Consider the following 13,145-nt stretch of genomic DNA (forward strand, 5'->3'; position numbering starts at 1 on the left):
CCCTTTTTTATATTCGTCCGCCTGTCGCAAGGAGTTCTTTAACGCTGGCACCTTGGCGGATCAATTTGCGGGTCTCACTTTCTTTGTCGATCAATTCTTTTACTTTATAATATACGTCCACGACGATATCTTGAGGTATCACAACAACACCGCCAAAGTCACCCATGATGAAATCACCCGGATGAATGGTCACCTGGTTAATGGTAATGGGTTGTTGAACACTCTCGAGACGAGATCGGTTAAAATTTGCCTCTAAGGGGCAGGGAAATACAGAAAAGAGATTAAACCCACTTTTGTAGATGTAATACGGATCTCGGACGCCTCCATCGATGACTGCCCCAGAAATCCCTTTTTCTTCAGCGATAGTACACATTAATTCGCCCCAATAACCGGCATTAGGACATTTGCTGGTATCAATAACAGGCACCATGAATGGCTTCATTTCATTCACTATTCGAGAGGTTAACTCCTCATATTGATTATCATCAACGATGACCGGATCGTTAACCCAACGCATCGTCATAGCTGGGCCCGCAACCCGCATCTCTGGCGTTAACGGTCTGATATCTGGACCAAGCCATTGATTATGGAATTCAAAATCCGTGTCGAGGATATCGGTAATAGCTGCTGGATAAACTGCTTTATATCCTTCAACGAGTTCATGTAGTTCAGGGGTATTCATGTCATTATTCCTCAATTCTTTTTGTAATCTGAATGATGTTTTCTCTCAATAATCGGGTTTTCTGGTATTCAGACAATTGTGAATACAGAACCCTGCCTAAGCTATATCGGATGTCAATAAAGGGTATATCAGAGCTATAAACAACCTTATCATCACCTGCCTCATTGACCAATCTTTCGATCCAATGGCTGGTGATAAATGACCCACTGATATCAAGGTAAAGATTTGGGTATTTCTGAGCCAGGTGAATGGCACCTTCAAAACCTTCTGTAAGCGCTCCACTATGTACAATCAACACATTGACTTCCGGATGCCGTTCTGCGATTTCAGCAAACAGCTGGGGGTCATCATATGGAGAACCATGGTAGGTATGCGACAATACCATTATCTTGTGATCGGCAGCAAATTCCCACATGGGCTCATAATCTCGATCGAGAATGGACTTTAGATGTGTGTCTGGGGTGATTTTTATAGCAATGAAGCCTTCATCGAGGATATACCGTTTTAACTCGGGCTTGATATCCCGTGGATGATTGGGGTTGATGACCACGTGCCCTTTAAGCCTGGATGGATGTTTCCTAATAGCAGCCAGGGTCTCAAGGTTGCCTCGCTTCCAGTCACCTGATATCGCAAGATGTGATGAGATACAGGCAATTTCAACACCAGCAGAATCCATTGCTCGTAGCATTCCCTCCGAGTCGTTTTGAGGGATATGAAATTTAAAATATGGTCCCATGTGACCGTGGGCATCAATCACATGATAGGAATGCTTTGGCATTTGGCTTACTTCAGGAGCAACCATTTCAAAATTTCGTTGTTGATCATGCTGAGAAGTCTTGGCGTTTTGGAGCATTCTTTCCAGGTTAGAGCTGGCAATGTCTCGTTTTGCTTCTTCTGGAATGCCAGCATAAGTGAGCCTGGCGATGGCACCACCGGCTTCTACAAAAGGCATACTCGTTCCAAAGAGCAATCTCGCCGAGCCGAACCTTTGAACAATGTCTTCCACACCCTGGTGTGTTGCTAGGAAGGAAAGATCAAGGTAAAGGTTATCGCACTGTTGCATCAATTGAATCAAGCTTTGATAGGGTCTGTAACCAGTTCGGTTGATCACCAAAGAAATGTTTGGATAAGATTGGCAAATCTCTTTAATTGCAGAAAATCGGTTGGCATCGTAATCATATATGCCAACCTGCATAAAAACTTGATCTACATCTAAAAACACAATAATGCTGAGTTTGTTAAGCAAATCAAAGAAACCACCCGTCATCCATTGCTCCAAAGAGACAACATGATCCTTGGGGAATAGCCGGATTGCACGGATTTTGTTTTCGATAAGGGCTTTTTTCAGGCCTGTCAAACCACCATATACTTCAAGAGCTGGGCCCGGGGTTAATCCCCAACAGGCTTCGAGTTGCGGGTGCTCTCGAATCTCATCCATAAGCAATTTATTCCCATAATAGGGGTTGTGCTGCCAGGCTAAAGTATGATTTACCAGTGCAGCATGGATGTTTAGCTGTCCTAATTTGTTGACCAATGCATTGACATCAGAAAATGTCTCAGCACTTCCTGGCCAGGGGCCCAAGTAAACAGAGGAATCAAATAATTTCATGTTAATAATTCAAGACTTAACTTAAGTAAATCCTGGAGTTTGTCTCAACCGATTTTTGTATGGCGTCAAGAATACGGGTGACGGTAAGAGAACTTTCCAGTGTGACCAATGGCTCAAGGTTCTCATCCACACAGCGGATAAAGTGGTTTATCGACAAAGGAACGGCACCATGCACTTCGTCATTTTCAAAATGATACGCCAGAAGGTTGCGGGGATACTCATATTTGCTTGGGGTAGCAATTTCGATCTGTTCATACTTTCGATCCAAATGGATGACCTGGTTTTCGCACACAATCTGCACCCATGAATCAACCATCGTAGGAAAGGTGTTGGGATAGATCCAACAGGCTTCAAAGGTCGCCAGTGAACCGTCAGCAAATTTGACCTGCGCCTGAATGGCATCTGGAGTGTTGAATCCTCTTGCTTTTAACACTTTGAAAACTGCATTTGCGTAAACTTCTACAGGTTCAACACCAAAATACCAGCACACCAGGTCGATATCATGGGATGAGAGGAACCATGCCGGGGTAGTCTGGTTGACCCAACCGGCGATCATCTCAGTAGGAACTGAAATTATGTCGTTTTTACGTGTATAGGCCAATACAGGCCCCCCAGCTTCAGGCCGATTGATCAGGTCTTTTGCTTGCCTGTAAGCCGGAACCCAGCGATGGCTAAACTGCGCCATAACCTTGACTTCATTATCTTTTGCTGCTTTGATGATTTCCAGTGCATCCTGAACATTTGTTGCCAGGGGCTTTTCCACCAAAACATTGATTTTTTTGTTGGCTGCAGCTATTGTGGGCTGTGCGTGAGCAAAATCAGGTGTACACACCGAGACGATATCCAAATCGCATTCATCAAACATCTCATCAAATTGATCATAAGCAGATGGTATCTCAAACCTCTCAGCAAACGCCTGCGCTTTATTTTTATTAATATCCGCTACGGCAACCAATTCCGTTAGTGGGTTTAACCGATAAACTCTGGCGTGAATATCACCCATGATTCCCGCACCGATGATACCAACTCGATATTTACTCATATTAACCTCCTGCATATCATGCAATTAGATTTCTTAATGCGCAATAAAAGCATTGTAACATGGACTGTTCTTGGTGTCAACACAAAATAAACCTTAAATTTAGTCAAATTAATGCTGTTAAAAGTTAGTATACCAGCTAATTTCAAGATTTAAGTGTTACAATTGGACTGAAAAGTCATCATTCTTGGATATCCAATGAACATTAGTAAAAAAATCGATGGTATTATTTTCCTTGACAGCTATGCAATAGTATTGCATAATGGGGCTAAAATCAGGAATAATGGATTGACAAAGTGAATCAAATGAACCAAGAAAATAAACATTACAGCCGCAATGTCATCCAGTCTCTGGATCGTGGTTTGATCATCATGGAGTATCTCAGCCGTTCTCAAGATCATATGGGATTGCCTGAGTTGGCTCAGTTATTAGATGTTGACCCCAGCACGGTTTATCGTTTGTTGGGGACTTTGTTAAATCGTGGGTTCGTAGTTCAAGATCCTGTCTCGAAAAAATATACCCTTGGTCTTAAGGTTATAGAACTTAGCCGACGGGCGATAGATACCATACAAATCCGAGTGACCAGCAAATCGTATCTCCGAAAATTAGTTGATGAAACAGGGGAAAGTTCGAATTTGGCAATTTTTTCTGATAAGGCTGCAATTTGTATTGATCACAAAATGAGCCAATCGCCTTTGGCGGTCACCAATGAAATTGGCGAGTCCTTTATCTATCATGCAACGGCGATTGGGAAAGTTATATTGGCTTTTCAGCCTGAAGACATTCGGGAACAAATCCTTGCAAACTATACTTTTGAAAGATTTACACACAATACGATATCCAGTGTGGGGACGTTAAAAAACCAACTGGAATTGATAAGAAACTATTATTTTTCTGTAGATGATGAGGAGCGTTTTCTCGGAGTCCGCTGTATTGCAGCTCCGATTTTTGATTTCACGGAAAAATTGATTGCCGGTATTGGTATTACCGGTCCATCATCCCGATTATCTCTTGATCGTTTTCCCTCTCTAATTACTCAAGTTAAGAAAACGGGTTATGAGCTTTCGATAATGTCCGGATTTCCACAGCATAAAGCTTACCCAATCGTTGATTCTATCCACCAGGAGATTAGTTGATGAGCACTCTCTATTACTCTGAACAAGGGTTTGTGTCGCCTAATAATTGTGAGGAGATAAATTATTTCAGGCGGGCATTTAAATCAATCATATTACCCGAAACAAATACTCCTGCAGAGCTATTTATTCTTGCTCGGCCACATGATATGGGTGTCCCTCCTTTAAAAATATTGGTTAATGGGCAGCTGACACTTGAAATAAAGCCAGAGGGCAATGAACCGGCATTCCGCTGGTATAAGGTAACTATCCCGGAGTCAGATTTGCTTGCCGGGAGAAATTCATTTCAGATCTGGAGTGATGGTAGCGGAATGAATGCCTGGACGATAGCCTTTGATCAATCGATTGATGGATCACAAGAAAGTTATCTGAGCTTGGATGCTGGCAGCACTAAAACTTGGCGAAATAAGGGAAGAACCAATCAACAAGCGGGAGAATATGTGTTGCGGATTCGAATTGATGAAGGACAGGACCCTGAACCACCGCGATTCGCTTGGGAACCACCTGACCATCCCCGTTTAGCATATTTACGCAACCTGATTCCAGAAGAGATCAAATCTTCCGATTCTTTGATGACGAAAGTGCACCAGCTGTCTACCTGGGTAGCTTCTTCATTTGAATATCGTTCATCTGCATTAGCATCACTTTACACACCGTGGGATGCTGAAACAATTCTTGCTTGGGGTAAAACCCAAAAAGGACAGAATGGTCAGTTGCCCATAGTGATGTGTGTTCATTACGCAATCGTTTATATCACAGCTTGTCAGAGCTTAGGTATCAAATCTCGTCCCGCGGTTTTCACCGAAGATCTGGGAGGTTTTAATGGACATTTCGCTGCGGAGACCTGGATCCCTAATTTAAATAAATGGATATTTGTAGATCCCAATCTCGACGCGATATTTTACCAAAACGATGAACCAATGACTGTATCTGCGCTTAAGTCTTATGAGGACTGGAAACCATTTGTGCGGTTTGGTAAAGGATTTGATTACCAGAAAAAAAATCCGGCAATCGAAGAGTTTATGAATATTTACCTTAATGGGCGCTTTGCTAAGAAAAGGGCCATTTGGTCAAGAGCAGATTTTCTTGCTCATCCTGAATTAACACCTCCCGGTCACGGAAGCTTGGCTTATTGTGAAACAGATCTGATATGGCAGAACGATGCTTCGCTTGCAATGTTCCCTTACCATGTTGATCAATCATATTTTGATCAACCTTCTCGGGAATAAATTCTCTAACCCTTTTGTGGAATTATGTTATGAAACTTATTGTAGAAGAACCATCAGGAATTAGCAGGCACAATTGGCCTGTTACTCGCGGCATGCCTTTTAAAATGGGCAAATTGCACACCGCGGATTGTTTGGAGCTTATAAACAATTCTGGTCAGCGAATTCCTGTACAGACAAAAATACTTTCTTATTGGCCTGACAGATCAATAAAGTGGTTACAATCTTTCTTTCAAGTTGACCTACCAGCCCAAAGTGTTGATACATACACCCTGATCAATAATGATAAGCCTACTCTTCTGAACCATGATAATCCAATAAAAATAGTCGAAAATAATCGTTTATATGAAATAGATACCGGGTGTATCGTTGTTAATATTGACTTGCGATCGGGTTTTAGAGTTTTTGACCAGGTTAAGCGTGGAGACCGGACCATTGTCTCGGAAAATGGTTGTTGGGGATTTAACATAATCGATTCTCAGGGCATTCATTACAGTTCAACGCTGGGTCAGGTTAGCCACTTTATATGGGAAGAAACAGGGCCATTGCGTGCAGTTCTATTTGTGTCCGGCGATCATCGTAGTCAAGAAGGAACGCGTTTATTTACATATGAAGCAAGATTAACCTTTTACGCAGGTTTGAACTGGTGCGAGCTTGAATATACCTTTATTAATGATCATGATGATGACCATATAGCCCTTAAACAGGTGTCCTTTTCACTTTCTCCTAACTTTTCTGAAAACACCACAGGGCTTGTAGGTGCCTTTCAACAGAAATTTGAAAGTGATCAGCCATTCCTCATCCATGCGGATGAACCAGCCTCATCCTCATTTTTTACTGGAACTAAGATTTATGATTTTGATGGTACCTTGTTTGAGTTTGACCAACCAGGAGAAATGCTCAGACGTGTCGCCCATGGATGGATGGATATCAGCGATAAGACGCACGGCGTGATGATCTGTGTAAAAAACCTCACTTTGATGGCTCCTAAAGCGATCTCGTATGACACAAAAAAGATTGATGTGCAATTATGGCCATCACGCTCATCTTTGCTTAACCTGCCGCAAGGGATGGCGCGAACCCATCGCATGATGGTTTTATTTCACAATGAAACTGGCAGCAATGCGGAGGTCAACAAATTTGCAACAAGTTATGAAATTGACCTGTGTCCTTCGATAGCATTTGAAAATGACCCGATTAATTTGTTTGGCCCGGTATTTGACTATCGACCCAAAAAATTTCCGGAAATAAATATCCGATTACGTGATCAATTTAATTATTTTATATCGAGTAGCCTGGGAATGGGCTTCTTTAATTATGGTGACAGCGACCAGGATCTGGTCGGGCAAAGGGCTGGTTATCAATCAAATAATGAATATGACTTGCCGCTATCACTCGCCCTTCAATTCTTGCGCACAGGGGAGCAAGAATACTTTGACGCTTTGCATGCCACTGCTTTTCACATGATGGACATCGACTTTGTACACCATAGCTCTGGCAACCCGCTTGAAATCGGCGGTGTCCGGATTCATGGTATTAACCACATTCAACATAACTGCGAGGGAATGCCCGGTTTTACTGTCGCAACATCACACATGTGGACGGAGGGTTTGCTGGCATATTATCTGCTAACGGGGCATCCTACTGCTTTGGCTAGAGCAAAAAGCATTGGCAACTGTCTGTTGCGGATGATTGAAGCCGGATGGGCAATTCCTCCCTACAAGGTGGCATGGCATGGCGTTCGAGATAGTGCATGGCCAATTATTGCTTTTGCCGGGCTGTACGAGGTTACTGGTGAGCACTGCTGGATGGATGCGGTGATAAAGCTGGCTGATATTATTGTGGATACGCAACATGATGACGGCAGTTGGGACATGCAAATTGGTTGGTATAAAGCCACAAAAGTGCCTTTGCAAACTGGCATCGGCATGAATGGGTTGTGCAGAGCTCATGCAATCACCGGAGATGAACGTTACCTGAATTCAGCCGTCGCGGCTGGCAAAAAACTTAAAGAGAGCACTTTCCCCGAAGGAAATTTCCTTTATATTGATGCTCCAGGTTACCGGTGGAATTACACATCTACAGTTGTTTTGGAAAGTTTGGGTTATTTATGGAAACATACGGGAGATTTGACCTATTTGGAACTTGCACTCAGAAATGTGCAAGCCTGCCTTAACACCAAACAGGTGAATGGCACTGGTTTAGCTTATTCCTGGCGCTACTTGCTCCGTTACTTGTTCTGGGCAGAAGAAGCTCAGTTTTTAAAGGATGAGGTTTAATCAGTTAATAGGTTAACAGAGAAAGGAGAAGTTATATAAGCCAAAAGAAAATGCACAATAAAAAAATTGATCATAGTCATTTAGTAAGATAAAGGAGAACAAGATGTATCGGAATATGATGAAAGTTTTAGGCTTAATGATTGTTGCTGGCTTACTGCTATCAGCATGTGTGACAGCAGCCCCTGAACCTGAGAAAGTCGTGGAAAAGGTGGTTGAAACTGTTGTTGAAACTGTCGAAAAAGAGGTTATTAAAGAAGTTGAAGTTCCTGTTGAGGCAGAACCAGTCGAAAAAGCCGTTGTTGAGTTCGGTGGTTTCTATCCATCTGATTCAGCGTGGGGCAGAATGTATCGAATGCTTGGCTACCGGTTTGAAGCTGAAAATCCAGATTGCCAGTTCTTATATTCAGAATACCCCGGTGTAGCCGGTGCTGATGCGCTCAAGCTTCGTGCTCAGGAAGGGGATCCTGTTTCCATGGCCGGCGGTGGCATTGGCAGTGAAACGACCGCCGCTGAAATCAAATTACACTGGGAATCGGGCATGTTTTATGATTTAGCTGATGTGATGGCTGGACCAGCTTATGGTCAAGAGGGCGTCCCTTGGCTTGAAACCTTCACTGAAGGAGCACAAACCTTTATGGTCACCGAAGGCGGTCGTATTGGTACGATTCCTTATCAGCAAACCCAAATCGTTTTATGGATAAACCAAAACATTTATAGCGATTTAGGACTGACCGTTCCAACCACGTGGAGTGAACTCTTAGCCAATTGCGAAGTGTTAGCAAAAAATAACATTGCGTGTGTGGGTGGAGGCGGTTTCTCTGGCTACATTGGATATTGGTATGACATGATCCTCTTCCGGCTATTAGGAGCTGATAAATTCCTTGCCCTTTATCAAAATCTTGATCCTGAGATTCGCTGGGATAATACACCAGAAGTTCTTGTGGCAGCAGAAATGCTTGATGACCTGATTGTCAAAGGGTATACATCCGATGGTTTTGTTGGCGGTGATTTCACAGCAGAACAGGTTGCCTTCTTTACAGATCGATCAGCCCACTTATTTGTGGGTACATGGCTGGTCGGCGAGATGGCAGATTCAATTCCGGAAGGGTTTGAAATGTCTGTTGCGTATTTCCCGACCGTGGATGGTTATGAGGATGTTTCACCTTATGAGTCTGCTTTTGGTTTTCTGAATGGTTGGACAATCTATGGAGCACAGGATGAACATACCTTAGATTGTACTGTTCGCTACGCTAAACTGCTGACCTCAGCCGAGGTTATGGAAGAAATTACATCAGGTGATTACCTTGACTTCCAGACGACGATCATTGGTGGACAAGGCCCCAGTGGTGTCCCCGGAATTGGAGATTTACTAGCAGTTCAAAAACTCTGGTTCCCGGCAACCGGGGGCATTGGAGCGGCTGCTCCTGAAGCGCGATCAGCTTATTGGGAGAATCTTGAAACCTTTGCATCCGGCTTGATGACTGCTGAAGAATTCGCCCAACGGATGGCAGAAGATTGGGTAGAAATTTTTAGCCGAATTGAAAAATAACAATTAGTTGAATTCAGGGCGGGAATAGTTTTCATATTCCCGCCCTAACTTTTTAGAAGGTCTCATTATGCTACAAAAAGAGCTTAGAAAATTAATTTGGATATTTCTTGTTCCACCATTGATTGTTTGGGGAATAATAAATATTTACCCGATGGTTTCCTCATTTTACTGGGCATTGACTTCGTATGATGGCATTAATCCAGCCTCAGCAGTCTTCACTGGAATAGAAAATTACCAACGGATGGTTTCTGATGTTCGCTGGTTGGATTCCATTAAGAATACATTTGCCATCGCAATTGGTATGATCGTCACCATACTGCCGCTATCGTTGGTCTTCGCTTTCCTGATTACGATGACAAAAAAGGGGCAGAATGTATTAAAGGCCTTGGTTTATTTGCCATCCATCCTTCCAGTTGTGATTGTTTCCTTATTATGGGTTTTTATTTTAGACCCGACAGTCGGGATTTTTGGTTTTACACTTGATGCACTTAATTTAAGAGAATTTTTAAGAGCGACGTTCCATTTACGGACACTGCACCTTGTGGGCAACCCGAGCACTGCACGCTATGTTATCATTCTGATCACTTTATGGTCTGCATTGGGTTTTTATACATTGATATTTTTGGCTGGTTTATCGAGAATTCCTCAAGATCTTTATGACGCGGCTCGCATCGATGGCGCTGAAGGTTTATCGTTATTTCGTTATGTGACCTTCCCCCTGCTTTATCCAACAATCCAGACCGTTCTACTATTATTAATCATAAATGCACTGCAAAGTTTTACTTTCGTTTATGTGGTTACTGGCGGTTTCCCTGGACCAACCACACAAGTCATGGCTACCTATATCTACGGCAAAGGCTTTAAAGATTACCAATTTGGTTATGCGACAGCGCTGGGTACTGTCATGATGGTAATCGTACTTGCTTTTACGCTGTTATCAAGGCGTTTGACCAAACGTGAAGTGATTCAATACTAAAAAAGGTAAGCAATATGAGTCCATTAATTCCCTCAGAAAAGAAAAGCAAGTTTAATCTTAACAAGATAAAAAACTCTTTACGTAGTTTACCGGCATGGTTGGTCGTCGGACCCTTCTGCCTGTCTGCATTGTTGGCAATCTTGTGGGCATTAACCGTTTCATTAAGAACAAATCAAGATTTTTTCACACGCGGTGCCTTCGCAATTCAGATACCTCCATATATTAAAAATTATTTTTTGGCCTGGACCCAAATGAGGGTGGGGCGATATTTCTTAAACAGTGTTTTCTACAGTGTTGTGGGGACATTAGGCGCGATATTGCTTGCAGCAATGATATCTTATGTTTTATCACGTGTAGAATTCAAAATGGCTAAGCCGATCTATGTATTTTTCTTGTTTTTAATGATGTGGCCCGGTTGGGTGTCATTATTGCCTTCCTATATGTGGATGCGAGCCCTGGGATTAATCGACACTTACCTTGTGTTGTTTTTAGGATACTGGCTTGGTTCATTACCTTTCAATTGTTTCTTGTTATTTTCATTTTTCGAAACATTGCCAAAAGAGCTTGAAGAAGCCGCTTTGATAGATGGCGCCAATGCTTGGCAGATTTTCTGGAAAGTCATGTTCCCGTTGGCAAGACCTGGTGTGATCACCATTGGTATTTTCTCTTTCATCAACATCTGGAATGACTTCTTTTCACCCCTCATTTATTTGCGCAATCCCGATAAATATCCTTTAGCCCTTGGAATCCAATTGCTTTCGGTAAGCTCCACCTATGCAGCAGACCATCCCCGTTTGTTTGCAGGCATGTTAATATTCCTTGTTCCTATCCTGGTGATTTATTTCCTGATGAGAGACCGTATCACTGAGGGATTAACCGTTGGTGCAATCAAAGGGTAATTCAGGAAGCCGTTAATTAACATCAATAAATAATTGTTGACTAACACGAGGTAAAAATTAATGAAACCTATTTTTCAAGGTAGTGATCCGTATAAGCGCTGGTATGACTTGGTACCAGCAACGCTCAAGAGCCATGCACCGGAATGGGGGAAAATACCCCGGTCGGATTTTGACTCAGATGAATTGGTAAATTTATCTCGTGACGCCAGGGTTTTTGTAGATAGCTTTTATGGCACGATCAACACCCCTGATTTGGCTTTGCTTTATCCAATATTGAACCAGGTTGAAGTTAACGTCAAACAGGCTGGTGAAGGACAGGTGCAATTAAGGTTGGCTACGCATACACCTGGTTTCGATCATTTTTCCTGGAGGTTTGACAGCCTAAGTTGGCAATCAGGCTTGGATACAGCACTTTGCTGGACCCTTCATGAAGGTATTAATCGTTTTGAAGTACAAAGTGTTAATAAGGCTGGAAAGCAAGGCCGCATAACAAATTTAGAGATTCTGTTTTATGGCGCCGAAATAACTGAAATAAAACTTGACAATGGGCATGCTGATCCTCCTGGAACGCCTTTTTTATGGGAGGACTTCACTCATCCCACATTGGTCCGTTTACGTGAAAAATACAGTTTAGACGATATCATCAAATCAGGCGAGACAGACCTTGAAAGAGCGATTCTTCTACGGGATTGGGTTAAATCACTTTGGGATCACGACCAACCAATTTTCTCTCCCCCTTGGAATGCTGAATATATCCTCGATAAAGTCACTAAACACATCGAATATTTTTACTGTGTCCATTACTCTGTAGTGTATATGCAATTGTGTATGGCACTTGGCATTCCTGCACGACTGATCAATTTACATAGGGGCATATGCGATGCCCCCCTCGACGGGCGGGGCTATGGCAAAGAGACTAAAGAAGAAGCTCCTTGTGATGAACATGTATTAAATGAAGTCTGGTTGGATGACATTAGCAAATGGGCTGTGATCGATGTGGATTTCGATATCCATTATGAACAAGATGGCCAGCCATTGAATGCTTACGAAATCCATGAATTATTAATCACTGATCGGCTTGCGGATTTGCAGCCATGTGAGGGCCCCTTGGCTTACAAATTACGTAGCAGTGATGATTTCTACCAGTTAAAACTTCCGGTTTATTATACGCATTTCTGTATTTTCTGGAGGAATAACCATATAAGCGATAGTGAAGGTCCCACTCAGATTCTCCATTTCGTTGATGATAAAACGCCTCCGATGCTATGGTGGCAGGGAGAAGACCTGCGTCATCGACCTCAAATAATTGGACCAATTGGTATAAGCTGGCCATATTCACAGCAAACGCCAGTACTCAATGATATGAATGCAGCCAGCCACTGGGCATCTGCTGAGACCCCCGATCCACACTGGGTGGAGTTAGTATGGGAATCACCAAAGAAAATCAGTCATGTCCATTTGCTATGGGCAAAATGCTGGGGTAAATATTTTAATTCCAGGCATATTCTGATTCAGTCAAAACATAATGAAGAATGGCAAACTATTGCTGAGCACCATGCAGACAATGAAAGAGCGATGGATCTTATATCATTTTCACCGATCGAAACCGACTCGATACGCATTGTCCAACCTATAAACGGTGGTAGTCTGGAATATCCTCAGCGGCTCTGGTTAGCAGAGGTTGGTGTTAATTAGAGAGCACCTGTTACTCAGGCTTAGCCATGTAATCGATCTAAACGCTACATTTGCACAT

10 protein-coding genes are annotated in these 13,145 nt (G+C 42.7%); 7 read left to right on the forward strand and 3 right to left on the reverse strand.

Annotated features, from left to right (window positions below; all coding sequences use genetic code 11):
• Positions 1-7: 7 nt before the first annotated feature.
• Genes CFX1CAM_RS00545 through CFX1CAM_RS00555 form a run of 3 tightly spaced genes read right to left on the reverse strand, consistent with a single transcriptional unit; the run spans position 8 to position 3,333 of the window.
• Positions 8-682, reverse strand: coding sequence for an RraA family protein (locus tag CFX1CAM_RS00545; RefSeq protein ID WP_087861132.1), 675 nt, complete (start codon positions 680-682; stop codon positions 8-10).
• Between the two features lie 4 nt (positions 683-686).
• Positions 687-2,291, reverse strand: a complete 1,605-nt coding sequence (locus tag CFX1CAM_RS00550; protein ID WP_087861133.1) for an amidohydrolase family protein — start codon at positions 2,289-2,291, stop codon at positions 687-689.
• A gap of 16 nt (positions 2,292-2,307) precedes the next feature.
• On the reverse strand, positions 2,308-3,333 hold the full coding sequence (locus tag CFX1CAM_RS00555) for a Gfo/Idh/MocA family protein (RefSeq protein WP_197687138.1): 1,026 nt from the start codon (positions 3,331-3,333) through the stop codon (positions 2,308-2,310).
• Positions 3,334-3,635: 302 nt separating this feature from the next.
• On the opposite strand from CFX1CAM_RS00555, the gene CFX1CAM_RS00560 reads away from it, so the two are divergent.
• The 7 genes from CFX1CAM_RS00560 to CFX1CAM_RS00590 all read left to right on the forward strand — a co-directional run bounded on the left by CFX1CAM_RS00560 (position 3,636) and on the right by CFX1CAM_RS00590 (position 13,087).
• Complete coding sequence (locus CFX1CAM_RS00560; RefSeq protein WP_087861135.1) at positions 3,636-4,466, forward strand: IclR family transcriptional regulator; 831 nt, start codon at positions 3,636-3,638, stop codon at positions 4,464-4,466.
• Positions 4,466-5,692, forward strand: coding sequence for a transglutaminase-like domain-containing protein (locus tag CFX1CAM_RS00565; protein ID WP_087861136.1), 1,227 nt, complete (start codon positions 4,466-4,468; stop codon positions 5,690-5,692). Before CFX1CAM_RS00560 ends, CFX1CAM_RS00565 begins: the two co-directional genes overlap by 1 nt.
• Before the next feature lie 29 nt (positions 5,693-5,721).
• The gene (locus CFX1CAM_RS00570; RefSeq protein WP_157891617.1) at positions 5,722-7,968 is read left to right on the forward strand and encodes an exo-rhamnogalacturonan lyase family protein; all 2,247 of its coding nucleotides are present in this window, start codon (positions 5,722-5,724) and stop codon (positions 7,966-7,968) included.
• Between the two features lie 103 nt (positions 7,969-8,071).
• Entirely contained in the window at positions 8,072-9,517 is a 1,446-nt protein-coding gene (locus CFX1CAM_RS00575; protein WP_087861138.1) for an ABC transporter substrate-binding protein, read from the forward strand.
• Positions 9,518-9,584: 67 nt separating this feature from the next.
• Positions 9,585-10,493 (forward strand): carbohydrate ABC transporter permease, encoded by a 909-nt coding sequence (locus CFX1CAM_RS00580; RefSeq protein WP_087861139.1) that lies wholly within the window; start codon positions 9,585-9,587, stop codon positions 10,491-10,493.
• A gap of 140 nt (positions 10,494-10,633) precedes the next feature.
• Entirely contained in the window at positions 10,634-11,392 is a 759-nt protein-coding gene (locus CFX1CAM_RS11270) for a carbohydrate ABC transporter permease (protein ID WP_231940991.1), read from the forward strand.
• Positions 11,393-11,452: 60 nt separating this feature from the next.
• Entirely contained in the window at positions 11,453-13,087 is a 1,635-nt protein-coding gene (locus CFX1CAM_RS00590; RefSeq protein ID WP_087861141.1) for a discoidin domain-containing protein, read from the forward strand.
• The last annotated feature ends 58 nt before the right edge of the window (positions 13,088-13,145 follow it).

This window comes from Brevefilum fermentans, assembly GCF_900184705.1.
GTDB lineage: Bacteria > Chloroflexota > Anaerolineae > Anaerolineales > Anaerolineaceae > Brevifilum > Brevifilum fermentans.

Excerpts from the sequence above, each read along its gene's own strand:
- CFX1CAM_RS00570 (WP_157891617.1), top strand. The coding sequence starts at position 5,722 with ATGAAACTTATTGTAGAAGAACCATCAGGAATTAGCAGGCACAATTGG.
- CFX1CAM_RS00555 (WP_197687138.1), bottom strand. The coding sequence starts at position 3,333 with ATGAGTAAATATCGAGTTGGTATCATCGGTGCGGGAATCATGGGTGAT.
- CFX1CAM_RS00590 (WP_087861141.1), top strand. The coding sequence starts at position 11,453 with ATGAAACCTATTTTTCAAGGTAGTGATCCGTATAAGCGCTGGTATGAC.
- CFX1CAM_RS00550 (WP_087861133.1), bottom strand. The coding sequence starts at position 2,291 with ATGAAATTATTTGATTCCTCTGTTTACTTGGGCCCCTGGCCAGGAAGT.
- CFX1CAM_RS00565 (WP_087861136.1), top strand. The coding sequence starts at position 4,466 with ATGAGCACTCTCTATTACTCTGAACAAGGGTTTGTGTCGCCTAATAAT.
- CFX1CAM_RS00560 (WP_087861135.1), top strand. The coding sequence starts at position 3,636 with ATGAACCAAGAAAATAAACATTACAGCCGCAATGTCATCCAGTCTCTG.
- CFX1CAM_RS00580 (WP_087861139.1), top strand. The coding sequence starts at position 9,585 with ATGCTACAAAAAGAGCTTAGAAAATTAATTTGGATATTTCTTGTTCCA.
- CFX1CAM_RS00575 (WP_087861138.1), top strand. The coding sequence starts at position 8,072 with ATGTATCGGAATATGATGAAAGTTTTAGGCTTAATGATTGTTGCTGGC.
- CFX1CAM_RS00545 (WP_087861132.1), bottom strand. The coding sequence starts at position 682 with ATGAATACCCCTGAACTACATGAACTCGTTGAAGGATATAAAGCAGTT.